At 70.2% G+C, this 20,862-nt stretch carries 23 protein-coding genes; 8 read left to right on the top strand and 15 right to left on the bottom strand.

What is annotated here, in order from left to right:
• Positions 1 to 51 precede the first annotated feature (51 nt).
• Positions 52 to 930, top strand: coding sequence for a M48 family metalloprotease (locus ACIBEC_RS21480; protein ID WP_396288345.1), 879 nt, complete (start codon positions 52 to 54; stop codon positions 928 to 930).
• A 273-nt stretch (positions 931 to 1,203) separates the two neighbouring features.
• On the opposite strand, the gene ACIBEC_RS21475 is transcribed toward ACIBEC_RS21480, so the two are convergent.
• The 3 genes from ACIBEC_RS21475 to lexA form a co-directional block, all read right to left on the bottom strand.
• Positions 1,204 to 2,547, bottom strand: a complete 1,344-nt coding sequence (locus ACIBEC_RS21475; protein WP_396288343.1) for a hypothetical protein — start codon at positions 2,545 to 2,547, stop codon at positions 1,204 to 1,206.
• Between the two features lie 81 nt (positions 2,548 to 2,628).
• The gene (locus ACIBEC_RS21470) at positions 2,629 to 2,946 is read right to left on the bottom strand and encodes a hypothetical protein (protein ID WP_396288341.1); all 318 of its coding nucleotides are present in this window, start codon (positions 2,944 to 2,946) and stop codon (positions 2,629 to 2,631) included.
• 74 nt (positions 2,947 to 3,020) lie between these two features.
• Positions 3,021 to 3,722 carry a transcriptional repressor LexA gene (lexA, locus tag ACIBEC_RS21465; protein ID WP_396288339.1) on the bottom strand — a complete coding sequence of 234 codons (702 nt, stop codon included), beginning with the start codon at positions 3,720 to 3,722 and terminating at the stop codon, positions 3,021 to 3,023.
• 151 nt (positions 3,723 to 3,873) lie between these two features.
• Here lexA and ACIBEC_RS21460 point away from each other — a divergent pair, with 151 nt between their 5' ends.
• The 3 genes from ACIBEC_RS21460 to ACIBEC_RS21450 all read left to right on the top strand — a co-directional run bounded on the left by ACIBEC_RS21460 (position 3,874) and on the right by ACIBEC_RS21450 (position 6,813).
• On the top strand, positions 3,874 to 4,650 hold the full coding sequence (locus ACIBEC_RS21460) for a GntR family transcriptional regulator (RefSeq protein ID WP_396288337.1): 777 nt from the start codon (positions 3,874 to 3,876) through the stop codon (positions 4,648 to 4,650).
• 668 nt (positions 4,651 to 5,318) lie between these two features.
• Positions 5,319 to 6,326 (top strand): hypothetical protein, encoded by a 1,008-nt coding sequence (locus ACIBEC_RS21455; RefSeq protein ID WP_396288335.1) that lies wholly within the window; start codon positions 5,319 to 5,321, stop codon positions 6,324 to 6,326.
• A gap of 160 nt (positions 6,327 to 6,486) precedes the next feature.
• On the top strand, positions 6,487 to 6,813 hold the full coding sequence (locus ACIBEC_RS21450; RefSeq protein WP_366104440.1) for a WhiB family transcriptional regulator: 327 nt from the start codon (positions 6,487 to 6,489) through the stop codon (positions 6,811 to 6,813).
• Between the two features lie 82 nt (positions 6,814 to 6,895).
• Here ACIBEC_RS21450 and ACIBEC_RS21445 read toward each other — a convergent pair whose 3' ends face one another.
• From ACIBEC_RS21445 to ACIBEC_RS21435, 3 genes are all read right to left on the bottom strand, one after another.
• On the bottom strand, positions 6,896 to 8,713 hold the full coding sequence (locus ACIBEC_RS21445; RefSeq protein ID WP_396288333.1) for an RNA-binding domain-containing protein: 1,818 nt from the start codon (positions 8,711 to 8,713) through the stop codon (positions 6,896 to 6,898).
• A 193-nt stretch (positions 8,714 to 8,906) separates the two neighbouring features.
• The gene (locus tag ACIBEC_RS21440) at positions 8,907 to 9,125 is read right to left on the bottom strand and encodes a hypothetical protein (RefSeq protein WP_396288331.1); all 219 of its coding nucleotides are present in this window, start codon (positions 9,123 to 9,125) and stop codon (positions 8,907 to 8,909) included.
• A 150-nt stretch (positions 9,126 to 9,275) separates the two neighbouring features.
• Positions 9,276 to 10,316: a hypothetical protein gene (locus tag ACIBEC_RS21435; protein ID WP_396288330.1), complete on the bottom strand. Its 1,041-nt coding sequence runs from the start codon at positions 10,314 to 10,316 to the stop codon at positions 9,276 to 9,278.
• Positions 10,317 to 10,561: 245 nt separating this feature from the next.
• Here ACIBEC_RS21435 and ACIBEC_RS21430 point away from each other — a divergent pair, with 245 nt between their 5' ends.
• Positions 10,562 to 11,365, top strand: coding sequence for a GNAT family N-acetyltransferase (locus ACIBEC_RS21430; RefSeq protein WP_396288328.1), 804 nt, complete (start codon positions 10,562 to 10,564; stop codon positions 11,363 to 11,365).
• Positions 11,366 to 11,403: 38 nt separating this feature from the next.
• Here ACIBEC_RS21430 and ACIBEC_RS21425 read toward each other — a convergent pair whose 3' ends face one another.
• A complete protein-coding gene (locus ACIBEC_RS21425; RefSeq protein ID WP_396288326.1) occupies positions 11,404 to 11,568 on the bottom strand; it encodes a hypothetical protein in 165 nt (54 codons plus the stop codon).
• A gap of 192 nt (positions 11,569 to 11,760) precedes the next feature.
• On the opposite strand from ACIBEC_RS21425, the gene ACIBEC_RS21420 reads away from it, so the two are divergent.
• A complete protein-coding gene (locus tag ACIBEC_RS21420; RefSeq protein WP_396288324.1) occupies positions 11,761 to 12,216 on the top strand; it encodes a hypothetical protein in 456 nt (151 codons plus the stop codon).
• A 608-nt stretch (positions 12,217 to 12,824) separates the two neighbouring features.
• A complete protein-coding gene (locus ACIBEC_RS21415; RefSeq protein ID WP_396288322.1) occupies positions 12,825 to 13,985 on the top strand; it encodes a hypothetical protein in 1,161 nt (386 codons plus the stop codon).
• Positions 13,986 to 14,036: 51 nt separating this feature from the next.
• On the opposite strand, the gene ACIBEC_RS21410 is transcribed toward ACIBEC_RS21415, so the two are convergent.
• The 5 genes from ACIBEC_RS21410 to ACIBEC_RS21390 form a co-directional block, all read right to left on the bottom strand.
• A complete protein-coding gene (locus ACIBEC_RS21410; protein ID WP_396288320.1) occupies positions 14,037 to 14,195 on the bottom strand; it encodes a hypothetical protein in 159 nt (52 codons plus the stop codon).
• 459 nt (positions 14,196 to 14,654) lie between these two features.
• Positions 14,655 to 15,107 carry a hypothetical protein gene (locus tag ACIBEC_RS21405; RefSeq protein WP_396288318.1) on the bottom strand — a complete coding sequence of 151 codons (453 nt, stop codon included), beginning with the start codon at positions 15,105 to 15,107 and terminating at the stop codon, positions 14,655 to 14,657.
• 51 nt (positions 15,108 to 15,158) lie between these two features.
• The gene (locus tag ACIBEC_RS21400) at positions 15,159 to 16,268 is read right to left on the bottom strand and encodes a DUF4262 domain-containing protein (protein ID WP_396288316.1); all 1,110 of its coding nucleotides are present in this window, start codon (positions 16,266 to 16,268) and stop codon (positions 15,159 to 15,161) included.
• A gap of 156 nt (positions 16,269 to 16,424) precedes the next feature.
• Positions 16,425 to 16,898 (bottom strand): hypothetical protein, encoded by a 474-nt coding sequence (locus ACIBEC_RS21395; RefSeq protein WP_396288314.1) that lies wholly within the window; start codon positions 16,896 to 16,898, stop codon positions 16,425 to 16,427.
• A 551-nt stretch (positions 16,899 to 17,449) separates the two neighbouring features.
• On the bottom strand, positions 17,450 to 17,668 hold the full coding sequence (locus ACIBEC_RS21390) for a hypothetical protein (RefSeq protein ID WP_396288312.1): 219 nt from the start codon (positions 17,666 to 17,668) through the stop codon (positions 17,450 to 17,452).
• 870 nt (positions 17,669 to 18,538) lie between these two features.
• Here ACIBEC_RS21390 and ACIBEC_RS21385 point away from each other — a divergent pair.
• Positions 18,539 to 19,324, top strand: coding sequence for a transcriptional regulator (locus ACIBEC_RS21385; RefSeq protein WP_396288310.1), 786 nt, complete (start codon positions 18,539 to 18,541; stop codon positions 19,322 to 19,324).
• Here ACIBEC_RS21385 and ACIBEC_RS21380 read toward each other — a convergent pair.
• The 3 genes from ACIBEC_RS21380 to ACIBEC_RS21370 form a co-directional block, all read right to left on the bottom strand.
• Positions 19,271 to 19,603, bottom strand: coding sequence for a hypothetical protein (locus tag ACIBEC_RS21380; RefSeq protein WP_396288308.1), 333 nt, complete (start codon positions 19,601 to 19,603; stop codon positions 19,271 to 19,273). The two genes, ACIBEC_RS21385 and ACIBEC_RS21380, sit on opposite strands and share 54 nt — an antisense overlap.
• 80 nt (positions 19,604 to 19,683) lie before the next feature.
• Positions 19,684 to 19,959 (bottom strand): hypothetical protein, encoded by a 276-nt coding sequence (locus ACIBEC_RS21375; RefSeq protein ID WP_396288307.1) that lies wholly within the window; start codon positions 19,957 to 19,959, stop codon positions 19,684 to 19,686.
• A gap of 444 nt (positions 19,960 to 20,403) precedes the next feature.
• Complete coding sequence (locus ACIBEC_RS21370) at positions 20,404 to 20,694, bottom strand: hypothetical protein (RefSeq protein WP_396288305.1); 291 nt, start codon at positions 20,692 to 20,694, stop codon at positions 20,404 to 20,406.
• Positions 20,695 to 20,862 lie beyond the last annotated feature (168 nt).

Genomic DNA, 20,862 nt, shown 5'->3' with positions numbered 1-20,862 from the left:
GGCCGTCCCCAGCCCCGTCCGACGCTCCGGCCTCCGACTACGGTGATCACCATGACACTGGGGGAGATGCTGCAACGCCACGCCGGGCAGGCGGTGGTGGCGACGGCGATCATCAGCGAGGCCGTCATGACACAGCTGCGCGGACCGGCGGCCGGCATCGCCGTCGGTGTGGCGGCGGCGGCCGGCGGACTGTGGGCGGTGCAGGGCCGCGCCCGGCAGAAGTCGGCGATCGCGATGGGGCCGTCGGTCCAGGCGTTGACCTGGCAGGTCCACGCAGGCCGCAAGCCCGACCCGTCCGACAGCGATACGTACCGCCATATCGCCACAAGGATGCGGCAGACCACCGAGCACGTACGCCGCACCACCGCCGAGCGCGGACTGAAGAAGATCACCCTGGCCACCTCCAGCGAGACCGACAGCTGGGCCGACGCCCGCTCCACCGGCCACGGCCGCCGAGGCCACGTGTGGCTGGGCATGCGGTGGCTCCACCCACGTCACACCAACCACCTCCCCGCGGTCCTGGAGCACGAACTCGCCCACCTCCAGCGCCGCGACACCGGCAAGCGCATCGCCGCCGAGTCCGCCGCCGTCGCGGTGGTCGGCCTGGCCGCGGGCCTGCTGTCCCTGCCCGCTTTCGCCCTGACCGCAGCCGCCGCCTGGGCGCTGAACACCATGTTCTTCTGGTGGGGCGAACTCGCCTGCGACCTCGCGGCCGTCCGTGTCTGCGGCCGGGCTGCCGTGGCCGACATGTGGCGCGAGGACCTCCACCTTGAACGCGCCCGCGCCGTGCTGCCCCGGATCTGGGTGACGGTGCGGAGCCTGCGAACGCACCCGCCACTGCGTCTGCGGATCCTGTGCGCCAACCACGTCCCGCTGCGCGACGCACGCGAGCAGGCTGTGCACCCACTGCAGACGCCGGCCGCCAGCTGATCCGACCCCCTCGCCCACCGTGTCCCGGCCAGACCGGCCACGCGCGCGCACACGCTGCGCCCCGACGCGCGATCGGATTCCCCGATATGTGCGATAAGCGGCCGGTTGGCGCGGTACTTTGACGGCAGTCCCCCTGGACGCCGCGTCCCCCCGTGCGCTGCGTCCGGGGGCGTACTCCGCCGGGCCCGGCGTGATCAGCGGCCCCGCCCCCGACCGCGGCAACCCACTCTCGCGACGGCCTGCCGCGACCGGCTCTCTCCGTTCACGAGGAGGTCACCGGTTCGCAGCGCCGGGGTTCGGGATCCGGTACACCGGCGTGGTGGGCGCGAGCGGGAGGTCGGGGCGGACCCGCGCGCGGGGGAAGAACCGGCGCTCACGAGTGAACGTGAGGCCCTCGACCGCGCCGTCCTTGTAGACCGGCCCGACGAGCTGCCCGTCGTTGTTGCGAATCCCGATCCGCACTCCGGGCTTCCAGTGCGCGCGCCGCCATGTGCCGACGACGAGCGGCCCTCGGGAGCCGGCTGGCGCCGGGCGCTGCTCGGGCGGTCCCTCGGGGGGAGGGGTGAAGTCCAGGACACGGACCCCATGGAAGCCGCCGGCCTGCCCGGCCTCGCTCGTGGCGATCCTGCCCAGGGCGCTGCGCGACGTGGGGCGCGGCCCGGGTTCCGGGAGAACGGGCGGCGGCGTCCACCGGGCGAACGCCAGCTGCGCGGCGTACCCGTACAGCACGCGCCCGCCGCCGTGGTCGCCGTACGCGGTCGGCTGCAGCACCTGGCACCGCTTCCCTGTCGCGTCGAGGGAGGAGATGAGCAGGAACCCCGACGTCGTGTCGAGCCGGCCATCGGGCTGGGAGGCGAGCAGGCCGCCGAGGATGACCGGCTCCGGTCCCACGCACACGCCGGCCTCGACGAGCGCGGCGAGCTCGTCGTCATCGGCTTGGGCCGCGCGCAGGGGGACGGCGTCGTGCGTGATGAGCGACCAGGGGGCCGGCAGCCGCAGAGCGTCCCGGGTCGGTTCGTCCAGCGGGGCGGTGGTGACCACGTCCAGGGCGAGCGGGGCGGGGACCATGTGCGCGGCGGAGAGGTAGGCCGCGGTGCCGGTCAGGGCGCGCAGCCACCGCACGGCTCGGTCCTGCTGCACGGCGTAGGTGCTGGCGCGGAAATCCTGCTCGTCCAGCAGAGCGGACCGCAGCGCGCCGACGTCCGCGGGCACCAGGCCGGACAGGTCCGAGGGCAGGCGGCGATGGATCCGGGCGAAGCGCCGCTCGAGCTCCCACTGCTCTTGCTGGGTTGCCAGTGCGGCCGCGGCGACGTCGATGACGACGTCGTCCGGCCCGCACAGCGCGAGGACCGCCTTCGACTCGTGAGGAGCCAACTCCCAGTCGATGTCGTGCTCGTCCGCGAGCCGCTGTGCTGCTCCGCACTCCGCGACCACCCGCTTCCACAGCACCGCCAGCTGCTCGTCCCAGGATCCCGATCTGCCCGGCCCAGCGCCTGGACCGAGAAGGAACTCCTTCCAGGCGCCCGAGCTCAGGGCGGTGAAGGTGAGGCCGCTGTCACGCCTAGCCGGGGCGGCCGGCTGCGCGAAGGCCGCGTCGAGGAGGTTCCGAACGCTCATGCCCTGGTCAACGACGACGCTCGGTCCGAAGGCACTCTTGTCCGCCCCGCGGCGGTTCAGCGGCGGGCCGCCTGCGCCTGGTCACTCCTCGCGTCGCTGCTGAGCCTCTTCGAAGGCACGCAGCGCGGCCTGACGAGTCTGCTCAATACGGGCAGGATCCCGGGGTGGCTGGTCCTCCTCGTCGCCCGCGCCGCCGTCAGCCGCCGCCATCATGACGTCGAGGGCCTTGCGTCGCGCGGCCTCACTCAGCGGCGGCCGTCCGCGCAGCGCCCCGATCGTCATCAGCGTCAGCACGTCGTCGCTCGTGGTGGGCCGCATGCGGCCTTCGAGAAGTTCGTCCAGCCGCCAGCTGTCCGCGATCTCTTCCCACGTCACGTCCGGCGTTGCTTCGTCGCTCATGCTTCCCCCATCCCAAGATGAATCACCCACAGCAGTCACCGCTTCCGGCCTGCCGAAATCCCCGACCGGCGTGCTCACACGCTGCGCATGACCGCCACGACCTTGCCGAGGATGGACGCTGCGTCGCCGCAGATGGGCTCGAAGGCGTCGTTCTCCGGCATCAGCCATACCGTCGAGCCCTCCCGCTTGAGCCGCTTGACCGTCGCCTCGCCGTCGATCATGGCGGCGACGATCTCGCCGTTCTCGGCGTCCGGCTGCACCCTGACGGCGACCGTGTCGCCGTCCATGATGTGTGCCTTGATCATCGACTCGCCGCTGACCGTGAGCGCGAACACCTGCCCGCTGCCGACGAGTTGCCTCGGCAGCGCGAGCACATCCTCGACCTGCTCGTCGGCGGTGATGGGAACGCCGGCGGCGATGCGGCCGACGAGGGGGGTGTGGACCACCGCGGAGTCGGACACCGCGTCGATGGGGCCCGGCTCCACGGCGGGCTCGCCCTCGGGGGCGGCGGTCGCGGTGGGGACGTAGGCGCGAGGGCGCTTCGGGTCCTGCCGCAGGACGCCCTTCTTCACCAGAGCGCCGATCTGATGCGCGACGGACGAGGTGCTGGAGAGCCCGGCGGCCTGGCCCAGCTCCCGCATCGACGGCGGGTATCCGCGGTCCTTGATGCTGGCCCGGATGGCGTTGACGATCCTGTGCTGCCGGTCGGTCAGCCCGTCTTCCCGGGTCACGATGCCCGGCGGGCGTCCGACGTACCGAGACGTTGTGGCCTCCATGATGTCCCCCTTCGTGCTCTTACAGGTACGAACCGTAACCCGAGATTCCGCGAAAGGGCACAGGTATTCGAGCTGTTTTCCCTGGCCAGACGGCCGCGAGGAGACAGCCCACAGACCGCAGCGGCGAGTGGCGCTGCGTACGGTTACGCCCATGACATTGCCGCTGGAAGACGATTCGAGGCCGCCCTACCTCCAGGCGGCCGAGGTCCTGCGCGCCGGGATCCAGACCGGGGAGTATGCGCCCGGGAGCCGACTGCCGTCGGCGCGGGTACTTCAGGCGCGCTTCGGAGTCTCCAGCTCGACGGTGCAAAACGCGCTGCGGGTCTTGAAGCAGGAAGGCATCGTCTACTCCGTGCTCGGGCGGGGCAGCTACGTCAGCAGTACACACCCCGGCCTCCCGCCGGCGGCCCGGGCGGAGCCCTCACCCGTCGCCAACGACGTAATCGACGAGGAACACGACCCCAGGCCCCCTTACGTCCGCACGGCAGACCTGCTCAGGGAGGAGATCCGGTCCGGCAGCTTCGAACCGGGCGGGCGGCTTCCCTCCGCGCGGGAACTCCAAGACCGCTTCGAGATCGCCAACTCGACCGCACAGAACGCGATGCGCGTACTCAAACGCGAGGGCCTGGTCTACGCAGTCAAGGGCAAGGGCGTGTTCGTCCGCCGCTCCGCACGGCAGGACGCGCCCCACCTTGGTGCGACGGAGCACTCAGCACAGGCCGGCTTTCGCGCGCGGCCGCGAACCGATGCAGAACTCGCCGCAGACCTGGCCGCCGCCGAGCAACGTCTCGCGCGCGCCGCCGCCGCCTACACCGCCGCCGGTGCCCAGCTCGACGCCCTCACCCGGGAGGCCCTGCGCCGCGGCATACCCGTACCGGCCGCCGCTCCACCGGGTCCGGAACACCTCGCACCCCGCGTCGGGGCCTGACCCGGGAGCAGCCGATTCTCGGTTCCCGCCCCGAGGGGGCCCCTGACGGTGAACGATGGGGGATCGTGATGCACGGGGACGTAGGAACCACGCCGCCACTCGACCGCACCGACTGCTCCACGGCCTTGGACGCCGCCGTCCGGTGGTGGGGAGCCGATGTGCCGGAAGACCCGGGAGCGGGTGAGCTGGCCCAGCTGCTGGACGAGGTCGTAGAACGCCTGAGCGGGGATCGGAACGCCGAGCAGGCACGATCGGCTGCCGAGCTCCTGGCCCAAGCGGCTGAGGCGCTGAGAGCCGTGGCCCGGCTCGGCGGCCTCCTGCCGGCGATCTCGTTGTGGCACCTGAGGACCGCGCTTCGACAAGAAGCCCTCGCCCGCGGCCAACTCGCTGAGCACAACTATCCCCAGCCAGCCGCCTCCCCCCTGTAACCCCACGCCCAGAACCGGCGAACGGCGTGGCGCCCCCTTCGAGCTGAGACCGAGAACTACAGTGGCACCCTGCGGCATCGGTCTGCTGCTCCTCACGCGAACCTCGGCCCACTGGTTCAAGGCGGAGGCGAAGAAGCGCGGCTTCGATCAGCTGCACCCCACCGACCGCAACACCGCACACCAGTGCCTGTTCCTCACGCTCCGCGGGCCGACGGAGCTGAGCGAAAGGTGCCTGAAACCATGTCGGCCACCCAGACCAGCAGCCGGGCCCGGACCTACGCCCTCTACACCGGCGCCCCCCGCCAACTCGCATGCGAGACCGTCGCCGGCCTGCCCCGGCACGCCCCTGTCATCCCGGCCCCCGCCCACCACGCGCAACTCCTGCTCGAATCCGAAGCGTTCTACTGGGTCCTCAACTCCCAGCGCGACTACTTCGAGTTCCCCTTCGGCATCCGGTACGTACAGCCCACCGCGGAGGGCATCCGGCTTCACCTGGAGAGCAACGCGAGCCTCGACAGCCTGCTGGCCGGACTCCTGCCCGCCCGCGTGTGCGTGGGCACCGGCGACGACGAGATCCACGGCCTCAACGGGTGCCGGATCACCGCACGAAGCGAGCACGGCATCGAACTCCGCCGCCTCGGACAGCCGACCAGCATCCAGCTCACCGGCCCCTCCCGACGCGCCTTCCACAAGGCCGAAGCCACCCTCGCCGAACGCATCCGCGACCACAAAGGCGAGGCCAGCTGGCTCGCCGGCGACACCTGGACCGCCCACGAACGCCGGTGGGAAGACGAGCGCCAGCCGCTCCCGTACGAACCCACCTGGCGTGAGGCGGCCTGGCTCCCCAGCGGGCTGCTGCGCCGCCTCGGCCTCCTGCACACGGTCGCCGTGCCCCAGGTCGCCACCGGACACCAGTCCCGCCTGGGGGCATGGTGGATCCTGGAGCTGGACCACTACTCCGACACCGGCCTGCGCCGGGCCGAGTTGGTGCAGGCCCTTACCGACCCCGAGCACGGTCTGCCGCTGGAATTGCGCGAGCACCGCGACCTGACCGCCGACGGGGGCCTCGGTGTGGTCCTCCTGAAATCCCAGGACGCTACCGCCACCCTCCAGCTGCGTTACGACCGCTTCGACTACCCGGTCAAGGCGGAGCGGGCCGAGATGTTCGCGGCGATCCGGCGCCGGATCAGCGCCCTGACGGGCGAGGCCCCGTTCCCGGCGATTCCCGGCTGCTCGCCCACCGGCTGACACGTCAGGGGCCACCCGAGCCGTCGTCAAGTCCCCGTCACCCGAAGGGATTGCCGTCACCATGCGATCTCCCCCGCTCTACGGGCGTGCCGTACCGTTTGCGGACTGCACGTGCCCGGGGGAGGGCAGGCGGCCGGGCTGGGGAGAGGACGGCATCGGGGTGGTCGGGGATGAACATGAGACCTGGGGTGAGAGGGCGGCCTGTCGCACTGCTGATCCCGACGAGCTGTTTGTCGAAGGAGCGGCCCAGAACAAGGCCAAGGCCGCCTGCAGCGGCTGCCCGGTGCGCACCGAGTGCCTGGCCCATGCTCTCGATCAGCGCATCGAGCACGGGATCTGGGGCGGGATGACCGAGCGTGAACGGCGGGCTCTGCTGCGGCGGCGCCCGCTGGTCACGTCCTGGCGTCGCCTGCTCGAAGCAGCCCGATCCGAACACGAGCGGCTCACCGGTGCCGGCGAGGGACAGACCTGGGATGCCACCGGATGACACCCTGCGGCCCCCGAAAGGACGCCCAGTAGGCCTCGTCAGACCAGGCCATGCTGTACAACGCTGGTGCACGGGCCGGTTCTTACAGCAGGTCCACTTCCGCGTCGACGTACCCGAACTGGCGGACCATGTGCACCAGTGCCTCCCGCAGCAGGCTCTGGCGCTCCCTCTGGCCCATCGCCGGCGCGGCCGTGATGGTGACGGCCATCCGCGGCCTGGTCCCGCCGTCGTTGGCGCCGAGCGACTCCAGGTCGACGAGGGAGTCCAGGGCGGGCAGGACGCCGTTGTCGGCGGGCTGTTCGCACGTCATCCGCAGTTCGGTGGTGGGCGGGGCGGACCAGGACAGCCCGGCCGGGTCACCGACGACGTCGGGCAGCAGCGCGGCGGCCGTCTCCCACGTGCTCAGCAGCACGGCCTGGACCTCGTCGAAGCCCAGGCGGGTGTCCCAGCCGGGGCCAATGGCCGCCGCCCACGCCTGCGGGTTCTCGATCAGAACGTCGGAGCAGGCGACCACGGTGGATTCCATCGTGGTGGGCAGGGCGAGCATGACGGACGCTTTCAGGGCCGGGACGCCGTCCGGTCCGGCGATCGTGCAGGAGTAGCCGACAGATCGGGCCGAGTTGCCGAAGGGCCCCCGTTCCCAGCGAGCGGCGGGAAGTTCCGCGCCCCGGCGCCTGGACAGGATCGTCACTGCCCCGGCCACCGCGCTGTGCGGAAGCTGCTGCTCGAGCAGAGTGCGCCGGGGTTTGCTGATCCCCAGCGCGCTCGCCTCGGCCCAGGGCAGGTTCACCACGGCGCGCAGGCGTAGCGCCGGTGTCTGCCCGGCAGTCCAGTTCTCGGCCGACCGGCCCTGGTTGAGGCTGAAGCGGGGGAGCGGCTGCCACCGCCACACGCCTCGCCCGGAACACGTCAGGCGGCCCGCGCCCCACGATCCGCCGTCGACGTCCACACTCCGTGAGTCGGCCGCGATCACCCACGGGGTGTCCGTGGCCTCGGGCGGGCGGGGAAAGCCGATGGCTGCGAGCGGATCATGGCCCGGCGCGTGCCGGCCGGCTTCGACGATCGCCTGCCAGATGGGCGCGGCGACAACGCCCGGCGGGCGGCCGGCCACCAGACACAACACCCAGCCAGGCTCGCCGTCGCGCTCGTGGTGCAGATCCTGGAGCGTGGTCGACCCGTGGGCCCATGCTTCCCCGGCCGGTTCCCCCAGCTCGACCCTGGCCAACTGACGGTATGCCTCTTGCATCTCCCGCTCCCGATCCGGGAGCCCCTGGCCGATCCGCAGCCCTCCCCCCGACCCGCTACCGGAAACGGCCTGGCGCACGAGGTCGGCGAGGGCCTCGGCGGTCGGCATGCCGGAAGCCCGGACACCCGCAGAGAGCAACGCCTGAATCTCGGCGCGCGGCAGCCAGTGCGTCTGGTCGCCGTCCCGCACCGGCACGGCGACGGTGTCCGTCCGCTGGGTGCCCGGTTTCCCGGTCGGCGCGGCCACGACGAAGAGCGTGGCCGCGGGCTGCGCGGGAACGTCGATGAACAGCACGCGCTCCTCACCGTCGCCGGACCAGCCGATGCGTACCCCGCGGGGCGCGGGGGTGACCCGGGCGCGGATCACCTTCCGGACCTGGTCGACGTTCACCGCATCCTGGGCAAGCCCCCTGATGTGGTCGAGGACTTCCTCGTCACTTTCCATGCGGGTGGCGATGCCGATCACGATGACCCCGCCTCCCCCGTTGGCGAAAGCGGCGACATCCTTGGCGAGTTCCTCGGGCGCGCGGGGGTCGGCATCGAGCTGGTACGAGGCAGCCTTCGCATCGAGCCACTGTGTCTCGCGCAGCCCGAGCAGAGAGCCGGGCTGGTGGGCCTCCAGCGCGGCCAGTGCGCTCTTCAGATCGGTCGGCATCCCGGCAGTATCCTCCGGCCCTGCGGACCTCCGCCGCCTGGTTTCACAAGTTCACCGTCTCCCCGGAACGCCCGATCAGGTCATCCGAGGAGGGGACGGCCGGACCATCACGGACACCAGGGGCCTACGTACGGAAAACCGTTGATCCGACTGACGGAACGTGAGGCTGTTGCCCCGCTGCACGGTGCGGTCACTACGGTGCGGGCGGCCCGACCTGATCGATCAGACCAGCGGCATCGATCTGGTCGGCGATCGCGCGGATCTCCGTGACGGGGTCCGTGACTCGCCCCGATTGCTGCCGGGCATCGGCCCTGTCCGCGATCTGCCGGAGGATCGCGGTGACCGTGGGCAGGGGGAGGACGAGGGTGCCGTCCGGGAGCCTGGTCGCCTCCACGTCGATGTTGTCGCTCACAGGGCTTCCCCAGTCGAGGCGGTGGTTGGCAACGTCGGCGAATTCTGGCAGTTCCGTCCCCGCGACTGGGCCTCAGGGTCGCCCCGCCGGGGTGAACGCCCGACGGGCACAGTCACCATTGCTGTGGTTGCATCACCGAGTTCCGGGTCCCTACGCCTTCGGGCGGTCGTCCGGGCCGGTCACGTCGGCGAGGCGGAGAACGCCCGTGCTGCCGAAGACGGTACGGAACATCACCTCGCCGCCGGCTTGGCCGGTTCCGGAGACTGCGTCACTGAACCAGCGGCTGGAGCGCAGCGCCTGGACGATGCACTCGGCCACCGCGTCCCCGACGGGAGCGACCGAGGTATCGGGCGACACCAGCTCGGGCAGGTCCTCCAGGTCCATGCCGTAACGCTCCAGGTGCTGGATAAGCAGGTGGGCCAGGGCGCGAGAGGGGTCGCTGGTGTGGCGCTGCCCGTCGTCGGGGTCCATCAGCCCGGGGAAGACCACGGCGCGGGTGAAGAAGTCGCACAAGGCTCCGAACAGCTCCGGGTCCGGGTCGTGGCTGCGGTCGTCGCGTGCCTTGAGCGCCCACTGCAGGATGACGTCCACGTGCGCGCGCCGGGCCCGCTCCGCCGCGTCTGGCGTTTGGGCGTCACCGGAGCCGAGTTCGGCGACCCCGGCGGTGCCGTCGGCCTCCACGGGAAGCGGCGCCGTGACGGGCAGGACGTCGCCCAGCTCGGCCTGCCACCGGTCGAATGTCGCGGCTTCCTCCTCGGCGCGTTGGTAGGCCGCGTCGTACTTGTCGTCGCCGAGGACAGCGGCAGACTCCGCCCACCTCGCGAGGTTCGCGGCGTGCTCCCACCGGTCCTCGGATGCGGGAAGCTGGTCGCGGCGTCCGTCCATGAGGGCCGGCAGCAGCGCGGTGATCGCCTCCGGTGCCGCGAGCACCGGGACCGGCAACGCGACGAGCTTGCTGCCGTCTCGCTCCTGGTACGCCCAGCCCGCGGACGAATTCCACACCAGCTCCAGCCCGTCCGGCCACTCCTCGGCGGTCAGCTCGGCAGCTCCGCTGATCCAGGCCCACCGGGCTTCCGCCGTACCCCGCGCCTCTCCCCGACGGACCGCGAATTCGGCATCCGCGTAGCCGGCGCGCGCGAGAGCACCCTCCATGGCGCGCGGGTACTTCTTCCAGCCCCTGAACTGGTCCACGGTGCGACCTCTCCTGCTGCTCCAAAACGGCCTTGCCTCTGTCGCGGTCAGACTGCCAGCCGACACCGACAACGCCCCCGCCGGTAACCGAACATGAACCGAAAGCACGAGCATTCGTGCGGTCCCTGCGGTGGACCGGCTCCGCCGCCAGGACCAGCCCCGGAGCCGCTCGCTCCCGTCACCCGCCCGTGCGCCTCCGTACGAAGCCGGCCCGCTCCGAGCCGCCAGCTGCCAGGGTGACATTCATGGAATCCGTCGACACCGCCCTGGACCGCCTCTGGCCCGCCGAGCTGCGCACCGACCATCTCCTCCTGCGGCCGGTCACCCACGAAGACGGACTCCTCGTGCACGAGCTGCTGACCGACGACCGGGTCCGCGCGCACCTCGGCGGTCCGGTCACACAGGAGCGCGTCGCCGCCCGGCAGGCCGCCTACCCGACGACGGCCGGCGCGTGGACCGTCGTCCGCGTCGCCGACCAGCAACCGATCGGCCTGGTGACCATCGGCGCCGACCACAGGTGCGAGGGCCGCGCCGAAATCTCCTTCCAGCTGCTCCCCGCCGTCTGGGGTGAAGGGCTGGGCAGGGAGGCCGTCGCGGCGGCCGTCAGCTGGTGGACGGACGCCGTCCCCGGCGGTGGTCCGCTGGTTGCGGTCACCCAGAAGGCCAACCTGGCCTCGTGTCGCATGCTGGAGTCGATCGGCATGATCGTCGTCGACGAGATCGACGAGCACGGTGCGCGCCAGTGTCTCTACACCCCTGCGGGCGACCAGGATGACAGCGATCTGCGCTGGGTCCGTCTGCTCGCCGAGCACCGGGACGCCGTCGAACGCGGCCGAGGTGCCCAGGCACGCGCGACCGCGGCCGGCCAGGACCTCCCCGACGACCTCGCGGCGCTCACCCCCGAGGAGTTGGCCCGGCTGTGCCCCGCCCGCCACGGCGCCTACGGACGAGTCTGCGCCCGCATGGCCGATCACACGCCGGCCCTTCACCTGGGCCGGGCACAAGACGGCGCGTGGATCGCCTGGCTGACAACGGCTGGAGCCTCCTGACCGCTCGCCCCGGCGCGGCCAGGGGAGCACGCCGGCGCTCAGAACTCGCTGGCGCGCATGGGGACGAGTTCGGCGACCTCGAACTGGGTGGTTTCCGGGTGCAGTTCGAGGAAGCGGGCGATGACCTGGGCGTGCGCCTGGCCGACGAACAGGTCCAGCGCCACAGGGTCGAGGGGACCGTCGTCCAGCTGCAGGTACGTCATGGCCAGATGGGCGCCGTGATGCAGAGCGTCTTTCTCGGTGGGATAGGTCCAGGTGCTCAACTTAGGGTGAAGGTAGCCGGTCGGTGGTGTCCCCGTCATCGTCGACCAACTCTCAGACGGAGTGCGCGCAGCACCGCCCGGTGGGGGGACAGGGGGACGGGACTCGAAGTGGTCAGGGGAACAGGACTCGAAGTGGTCAGGGCCTGGCATATCGACGAGGGTGCGCGTCTGACGGCGCTGGATCTGCCCGCGGATGACGCGGGTGCGCAGTATGCGCAGATCCGCAGTGCCGTGGGCGGTAGCGCGGAGGCGGCCTACTACCACCGAGGAACAGTGCTGCATGTCCCCGCGACCGGCAATACGGACGGGTTGAACCCGAACCTGGTCGCGTGGGCACTGGCCTGCGGCTGGCGGAAGATGGAACTGCCCTACCTGCTGTACGGGCCGATTGTGATCACCGGCCCCTACGACGCGGACGGCGCCGCGGTCGGCGAGCTGTCCGAGCAGCTCACTGCGCAGGTGCGCACCGTGTGCGACACAGTCCGGGAGACCGTCGCAGGTTGGCGTGTCCGGCCACCGGTCTCGAACGAGGCAGCCGTAGCTGAGCTCCTGGCTTACACCCACCGCGATCGCACCGTCGTGAACTGACTGCGTACAAGGCGCCGTCCATGCAAAGAGTGCGCACCCCGAATGAGGTGCGGAGCCGTCGACGGTGCACGACGTCCCTCGTAGCGAGGAATACGCACCGTGCAGTCCCTGCCGACCGCGCTCCGCGCCGTCCCGGTGGTCGGCGTATCGGAATCGCTGCAACGCGGCGCGGTCGCCCAGCGAGGGCGCCTCCCCGTCGCGCGGCTGTCCAAGTTCGCTGGCACCAACGCGGTCAGTGCAACTCCGCTGCCAACCGGTCAGGTTCCGGGGAACAGGAGAACCATTGCGCAGCAGGCACGCGAGGCGCTCACTGCCTGGCCGGGCGTCCCCTAGATTGAGTGCATCTTCTCGGTAACTCTGGTGCGCGGGAAGGGCAGCGCGCTACCGTTGGGTTGGCCGAGCGCTTCGGCCCAAGCCAGTACCCGGTCCCATGAGCGGGGTGCGCAACGGCGAAGGTGCCCACCGCGAAACTGACGGTGGCCAAGCTGCATCAACGCGCAGGCATCACCTTTGGGACGGCCCACCGCCAGCCCGAAAGTCCTCCCTCTGCGCTGACTGCTTGGTGCGCATCGGGTCATGGGGCCGAAGCGCCGGAAACCGAGAGCAGCATGACCAAAGATCACGCCCGTAAGAACCGGGCCCGCCGTACGATGGCAGCCACTGGCACCGCCTACACCACCGCCGACGCTGGCCTCGCCTCTCCCCTCCTGGGCCATCAGCACGACCGCAGCACCGTCTTCACCCCCGTCGACGCCCGCGGCTTCGGCCAGAACCGCACCGTGCCCATGGACGCCGCGACCGACCTGCTCGGGGCCACTATCGACTGGTGCACCCCGTGCAAGGTCCGGGCCACCGCCGTCATCGTCGACGGCGACCCCGTCGTGATCGCCGCCGTGGCCGGGCTGATGGGCATGGCTCCGGGTGCCGGGCCGAGGATGAGCGCGGCGACGCACGTCGTGGATCCGCTGTTCCAGCTCGCCCGGGTGACCCTTGACGGCGCCCCGATCCTGGCCGCTGTCACCGCCATGACCCGCGAGGACCGCGCAGACCTGCTGGAGGACAGCATGACCGTGTGGGCAGCCGTGTCCAAGGCCGGGCCGCCCCGCGGCGACACCGACATGTCCCCGGCCCACGACGGCACCGGCTACCAGGTCACCGCCTACACCACCTGGCACACGTCCCGCCGCGGCCCCGTACCCGCGCTGTTCGTCGCCACCCGCAACGAACTACTGCCGGGCGACCACCTGCGTCAGTGCGGCTGGCAACCTCGAATCGGCACCGTCACCCCGGTCATCAACGACCACTGGACGGTCACCGTCGACGCCGCCGGCGCACCCACCGCCATTACCGGACTGCCCTGGCCCGACTACCCGCAGGCCCTCGTCACCCTGTGGCAGCGCACCCCTGAGACTCCCGCAGCGCCGACGGAGTGGCTCCAGGCCGCGGTCAAGGAGCGCGCCCTCGTGCTGGTCGGAGCGCTGGCCGACGCGGAGCCGACCACCGTGGATGCTGCGAAGCGAGCTGGCACCCTGTTCATGGTCCGTGCCAAGGTCATGCGCCCTGCTCCCGTCAAGCGGCACTACGAGGTCCTGGCCGAGCGCGCTGACGACAACACGGACGCCTTCATCACCAGGACCTATTACGCCTACGCCGTCACTCCGGGGGAAGCAGCCGGCCTGATCCAGAAGAAGCGCCTGGACAAGCTGAGCACCCCGTATCGGATCATCAGCGTGGAAGAGGAACCGGACTATGACCGAGAAGACCTATGAGCCCGCAACGCACGGCACCGGCTTCGCACAGCTGACGACGGAGATACGAGGTCAATAGCCCTCAGCACGTTGTCCGACTCCCAACAGACTGTCGACGAGGCGTTCGGTCTCGGGATCCAGCAGGCACTGATTGTTGCGGCTGATCTGCTGGACGCGGGTGCACGCGGTGAACAGGCCGGGCCGGTTACCAGCGGCGTGTTCGATGCGCATCCAGTCGCGGTAGATGAGTTCGGCAGTCTCGCCACCTCAGGGCCAGTTGCTGACTCTCACTTGGTTGCCCGAGACCTTCTCGTTCTGGTGTGCAGGGAGACAGTCCTGAGCGCTGACTCCTCGGCACCTGCCGAGACGATCAGAGACGCTTCGTGAGAACGCTCAGCACAACGAAGCGAGAGTCAGCGATACCTCAAGGAGATCCTGGTAGAACTCGCCTTCACTCGCCTGGACTGAGCAGTCGGCAGGCGCGCGAGCCGTGAGCAGGGTGGTGCGGCCCCGGCCGTACTGCGTCCCGTCACGGGGACCGGGGCCTGTCCCGCACACTCCATTCCGGTACGGGCCTCGGCGAGCCTAGTGGGTGAGGCGAGAGCACCTATACGGCTCCCTGCGGTCTCGGCTCGCCGGCCGGGACGAGGTACCGCGGACGGGCGCGGCACCGGGACGTCCTGGACGCGTTCACGCGCCCGGCCTCCGTACCGGACAGGTGCCACGAGCGGCGCCACCGACTGCACCGTCCTCCCCGTTCTGGACGCGGGCCGTGTCGGCCTCAGCGGGCCGAGCGGCGACGCCGTAGAAGTTGCCGAAGGCCTCGACCCCGCTTTGCCCCTCCAGCTGAGCAAGCAGCGCTGCCGCTGCCACGCCGCGAGCAAGCTCACTGGCCGTCCGGACCACACGGTTCTGTGCGCGTCCCGACCGAGGTCGACCATCACTGAACTGAATCACGTCCCCGTTCTCGCCCAAGGTGCCGCCAGCGCGCTCGGCTTCACCCCGTAGCCAGTTCTTGGCCTGCTCGCGCGAATGACCCCATTGCCTGAGCTTGTACGCGATGTCAGCGCCGCACAGCGGAACAGCGAAATCCAGAAAGAGCCGCAGCTCGTCAACAGCATCCAGTGGTTCAGGCTGGCGCATGAAAATACCCCCTAAAGCGACAATGAAAGAAAATGAGAACCCTGAAACCGGCTAGAGAAGCGGTTGCGTTCCGGGCGAAAGCGAGCAAGAGGCATCAGTTGGGAAGGCGCCGTCGCGATCGGGCCACACGGCCTGCCAGTACGGCACAGCGGCATCCCGGCCGTACACCGCCCGCAGCATCGCGAAGGGCTCCAAGGAGCCCACGGGGTGCATGAGCAGCCGGAATCCGTTCGCGAGAAGCCCGTCCAGGACCTCGCCGGCGACCGGGCCAGACGATCCGGCGAACCGCTCGACGACGGAATGGAGCACGCCCTGCATCGCCCTGACGTCCAGGCCGGCCATCACGAACTCAAGCCCCAGAGACTTGTGCAGACCGACCGTGTAGCAATAGGCGGCAGAACCCTCATCAGCAAGAACCGCCTGGACGGCGAACCCGTGCTCCGCGATAATCTCGCGCAGTCGAGCAACGTACTCCGTCATGAAATCGGGCAGACACACAAGGCACTCCGCGTCCCCGCAGGAATCGTGAGTTCGGCCCTGCGGCAAAACACTGGCCGCGACAGTGGGTGTGAAATCCAGATCGCGAACAACCAGCTGGGACAGGTCGCCCTCCTGATGGAACGACTCCAGAGCCGGAAGATCGATCACACCCCACCGGCCCTGCGACAGGTCACCGCCCAGGCACGACCACCCGTAAGCCTCACCGCTCGCGTCGTCGACCTCCACGACGTACCACTCGCCCCAGGCGGAGAAGTACCGGAGGCCGACCACCCTGTGCTCATGCGGCTCCAAGGCCGTTGACCACAGACCCGGGATCTCGGCCAGCACCGCCGGAGCCGGGTAGAAGTCGTGGCCGCGCTGCTCGCGCCACACCTCCGGCGGCCGTGTCCTGACCGGAGCACCTCCCTGGACGGAACGCTCGGGCGCGGGCTGGGTGCGGAAGACGACCTGCTCCACATCCGGGTGGTAGATCGACGCCTCGTCGCCGTCCCAGCGCACGGTGTACGCCTCCAGGTCGCCGGGCAAGGCGCGCAGTTCGGGGACGGTCTCCATCGCCCGGAGGAAGAGGGCGATGAACACCTCCTCAGGGGTCCCGGAATCGGCAGAAACGGTGGTTCGCTCCAAGGGGTGCCCGAGGAAGCGCATGCGGATGTCCGCCATGATCAGTTCTCCAGTGAATCGTGGGTGGGGAGGCCGGGGAGCGGCTGGCCGTTGTGCGCGTCGTCGATCCGGGCGATCGAAGAGCGGCGGCGCCGCGCCGCCGCATGCATCACCGGCCAACCGGCCCCAACGGGGTGCAAGGGGGAAAAGCCCGGATCAGGAGTCGGACGGCTGCTGCGCCTGGTACTCGCCCACCACGGCGAGCACCGCGATGCCGAGAAGGCCGGCCCCCTCGCCCGCCATCCAGTCGCCGAGCGTCGCTCCCGGGTTGTTGCTCAGCCGTTGGATGAGGTCGTGCACGCCGACATGCGGAACGCCCTCGGCATCGCAACCAGCCTCGAAATGTCCGAACTGAGGGACGTGCGCGTGGTAGTGCCCGTCGGCGCTCCAGTGAGGGTCCTGCCACAGCTCGAACACGGCGTTCGGGGCGTCCTCCTCCAGCCGCGCGGCGACCTCTTCGCAGAGGCCCAGCGCGGCGTCCCGGGAGCGGTAGACCTGCCCTAGCGTGAGGACCTCGGCAGGGCCACGCTCGTACTCGCCGCGGAGGCCGTGCTCCCGCATGAGGTCGAGAAGCGGAACGAGTTCGCCAGCGGGTGCCGAATGGATACGGAGCTGCAGATCAGCAGACACGTTTCTTCCTAGGTTCGAGCGCCACGACGGGCGCGCACATAGAGGGGGGACGGGGAGGGCCAGGGCCGCGCGTTTTCGGGAGAGGCAGAGGCCGAAGCAGAGGGCCTTCGGCTGTTCGGCCGGCGCCCTCGCACCTGCGGAGACCGGCGGCGGGAGGCGGCTCTCCGGCGCGACGGGGAGGACCGGTTGACGGTGGCCGTCAGAGCCGCGATGTCTCACGCTTCCAGTCGCGCGTCTCAGCGCGGCGAACCAGACGCCGGAACCAGGGCCCTTTTTCGCCCTCGTCGCTGTACCGTCCCGGCAGGATCTTGCTTCCCACGGAGCCGGTCCGAGCGTTCTTGACCTTGCGACGCCTCGCGGGACGCTTCTTTGCCCCGGTTCCCGGGACGGGGGTACTCATGTCGAGATCAACTCCGTATTCGCCCCGATGTCTTACGCGTGGTCGTTCTCGGCGCAGTCGGGGCAGTCGTCGGGACTTCAAGCGGTTCGGGGGTTCGGGCACGGCCCGAGAGGGTTAGAAGGTCAGCGACTGAGGCTGTTCAGCTCATGCTTCATTCGTCACTGACCACCACCCGCACACCCGACATGCGGCACTCCTGGCCGCGCACGATGTGGCCGTCCAGCCGACCGCTGATCAGGTCGACAACCGCTCCGCACCCGGCGGACGGACAGCGGACGGCCATCACCCGGCCCTCGTCGTCGAGGAGGGGCATCTCGTGCGCGAGAGCCATCGCGGTCTGCTCGCCCTTCAGGCGTACGGAGAAGGTCACCGCTCGCCCGGCCCGTATGTCATCGAGACACGACTGGCACAGTGGCTGCTTGCGGGCTCTGGCTGTGGCCGCTGGTGAAGGGGTCGCATGGTGGCCGTCAGGAGAGACGCCGGGCGGCAAGCCCGTCTCGGGGTCGATCAAGAGGCTCGGGGCGGTGTGGCGTTCCAGCTCGTGAAACATGGTCGGGCGGCCGCAACAGGGGCATTTCATCAAATAGAACAACGCGAGCTCTCAGGATCGTCGGAGTGGGTGGGCGCGGACTGCCCCTGAGGGGAGGGCTGTCCTGCGGTGACTTGGGGCTGTCACGGGGAGATGCAGCCGGTGACCCCGGTCGGGTCGACTTCCTCGACGAGGCCGCGGGCGGCGGCCTGTTGGTCGGGTGGCTTCTCGGCGGACTCTGTGCTTCCCCCGCCCTCACGAGAACAATAATACACATTGGAACGCTGATACGCAACGATTGGCGCCATCCCTATGCCGCGCCGCGCGAGTGCCCGATACCCATGCGGCGCGCCGGGCCTCTGCGCCCCCACATCCGCCTGCCCAGACCCCGGAGTGCCAGAGCAGAAAGGGGCGCGCGGAGCCGGCAGATGTGCGCCCTGCCCGAGGCCCGGCCAGGCCCGTACCGTCGCAAGGACGGCCGAAGACCCCGGCGTGACGCCCGGAACAGCGGTCGAGGAGGATGGTGGCATCGTGATGGAGCGCAGGAGGGTACTGAGCGCCGGGTTTTGCGCGGCGGCACTATGGGCGGGCGACACGACACCGGCACTCGCCAGCGGACTCGGCCAGCGCCTGGCGGACAGGGAACTTCCGGCCGCCCGCGGTTTGTTCGCCGCTGGCAGGTACGACCGGCTGCACCAGGTGCTCCCTGGGATGGTGACCCGCGCGAGCGAGAGCGAACGAACGGGCCCGGTCGGCGCCAGCCGGGCGGCATGGGTATGGGTGCTCGCCTCTCAACTGGCGGTCAAGGAAGGCGACGTAGACACGGCGGCCTCCTTCGCAGTCCGGGCCGGAACGGCGGCCCGCCGCTCGGGCCACCCGGTCATCCTCGCGGCCGCCGCGCGTGCGGCGGCGACGCCGCTGCGCCGTACGGGCCGCCCAGATTGCGCCCTGCAGCTGCTCCAGGAAGCACACGATGAGCTGAACGCCGGCACCCGACCGTCCGCGGTCATCCTGAACGCATCCGGCATGGTGGCCCTGACCGCCGCGTACACCGCCGCCCAGGCCCGCATGCCCTCCGCTGCCGAGCAGTTCGCGTGCCTGGCCGAACAGACCGCGGCCCGCCTCCTCCACGACCGGGGGCGAGTTCCGGCGGACGGGGAGCTGTCGCCGACGCAGTGCATGCTGTACCGGGTCGGGATCCACCAGAAGCTCGGCGACATCGACCGCGCCCTGGCGTACGCCGCGGGCCTGGAGCCAGCTGTGCTGCCCACGCCGGAGCGCCGAGCCCGCGCGGCGACCGACACCGCCCGCGCCCTGCTGGCCGCTGACGACGTGCCATCCGCGTTCGGCCAGCTACAACTTGTGGAGCGAGCCGCACCGCTGGAGGCCCGCCGCCCCTCGGTGCGCGCGCTGACTGCCGAGGTCGCCGCGCGCCGGCCGGACCTACAGGGCCTCACCGCCTTCGCCCGCCGCACCGCCCTGCGCGTCGCCCTCTGACCGCTCCGCCGACCGAAACCCCACCGCCTCTGCCTCGTACAGCTTGATCAGGGTCGAGCAGACCGTGCAGTCCGTTGCCGGGAACTCCTCCAGCTCCGTATGGATACGGCAGTTGCCAGCCGTATCGACCGGCCAGCCGTGGCGGTGTTCCAACCAGTCGTTGTAGTCCATGCCAGTCAGCCCGAGGAACTCGTACTGGTCAGTCGGCTGCGTCTCCCACTGTTCGCGCAGCCTGTCCATGAACTCCTGACGATTCACTGTGCTGCTGTCCTGGGACACTTGTTTTCCTTTCATTCGTTGCGGGCACCACGTCCGCATGGACTCCGAGCAGGACGTTGAGCCCGGCGTGCTGGGCGTCGTCAGCCCAGGTAGTAGGTGTGTGTCGGGCGAAAAGTCGGGTAGAGCAACTCGAACCAGCCCGGCCCACGAGGATCGTCGAAGGCGAGCAACGCCGGGTCGTCCAAGGTGCAGCAGCCACACTTCGGATCCATCCACGTGATCGTGGTGTGGGGAATCTCGACCGACATCTCGCGGATGGCCTCATCCCACGCTCTCTTGTCCTCGTCGCGCCAGTCGTGCTGAGCCCCGTCCATGTAGACCCGGTCAAGGCGCTCGGCCCACTCGTCGAATGTCATTCCTGCGGCCTCTCGATTCTTGTGGTGCTGTGAGTGGCCCGGTCCGGCCGCGGCTAGAAGAGGTGCGGGGGCCGGCGTCGAGCCCGGTGGGGTCAGGCCGTTTTGCCTTGGTTGTGAAGCAAGTGGTGCTCCTGACGGGATTCGAACCCGTGCCAAAGTAGGTGAGTCTGGATAACGCGCTTCCCTGCCGGGGGTTGAGGTTCCCCAACCCTGGAGCTTTTGGCTGGCCAGGGCCCGGTCCCGGTGCATCCGCAACCTCTCACCATGACGCCGTTCCGTTTTACGGCCGCTCTGTCCGTTCCTGAGCTACAGGAGCGTGGTCCCGGCCGGGGGCGGCCCCCCGGCCGGGCGGTCCCTGGGGGCCCTGTGCCGGGCCCTCAGGGGGTGCGTGGGTGGAGCGGTCCCCGGTGGGGGTTTCAGGGGGCCGCCCGCTGAGCTTCTTGCTCAGGTGGGCCCGCCATCCGGTGCTGCTCGGGGTGCGCGCTCCGGCATCCCGGTCTCCTTGAGCCGGACGATGCGGGTGTAGCTGACGGTGGAGCGGTAGTTCTCCATGCCGTCCTCGATCTTGAACTTCCGGCCGTCCGACGTGTGGATCAGCTCCCGGCCGATCTTGGCCACGGTGACCATCGTGTAGCCCCAGTGGACCTGGCACGTCTCGTACTGGGCGACCTGGTCACCGACCTTGACGCCCTGGAGCCGCGGATCCGGGGTCCGCACTGCCTCGCTGAAGTCCATGTAGGTCTCTCACTCTGGATCTCGCCCTGGCCCGCCGCGCCCTAGCTAAGGCGCTCGGTGTGGGCGGGCCCCGTGGGGGTCTCTGGGGGGCCGGGCCGGGCGGGCCGTGGGGGGTTGGGTCGCCCGGCCCTGTGTTGGGGGGTTAGGCGGTCTTGTAGGTGTTGAGCT

The organism is Kitasatospora sp. NPDC051164 (assembly GCF_044455625.1).
Taxonomy (GTDB): domain Bacteria; phylum Actinomycetota; class Actinomycetes; order Streptomycetales; family Streptomycetaceae; genus Kitasatospora.
This window is presented reverse-complemented; position numbering and strand designations above follow the sequence as displayed.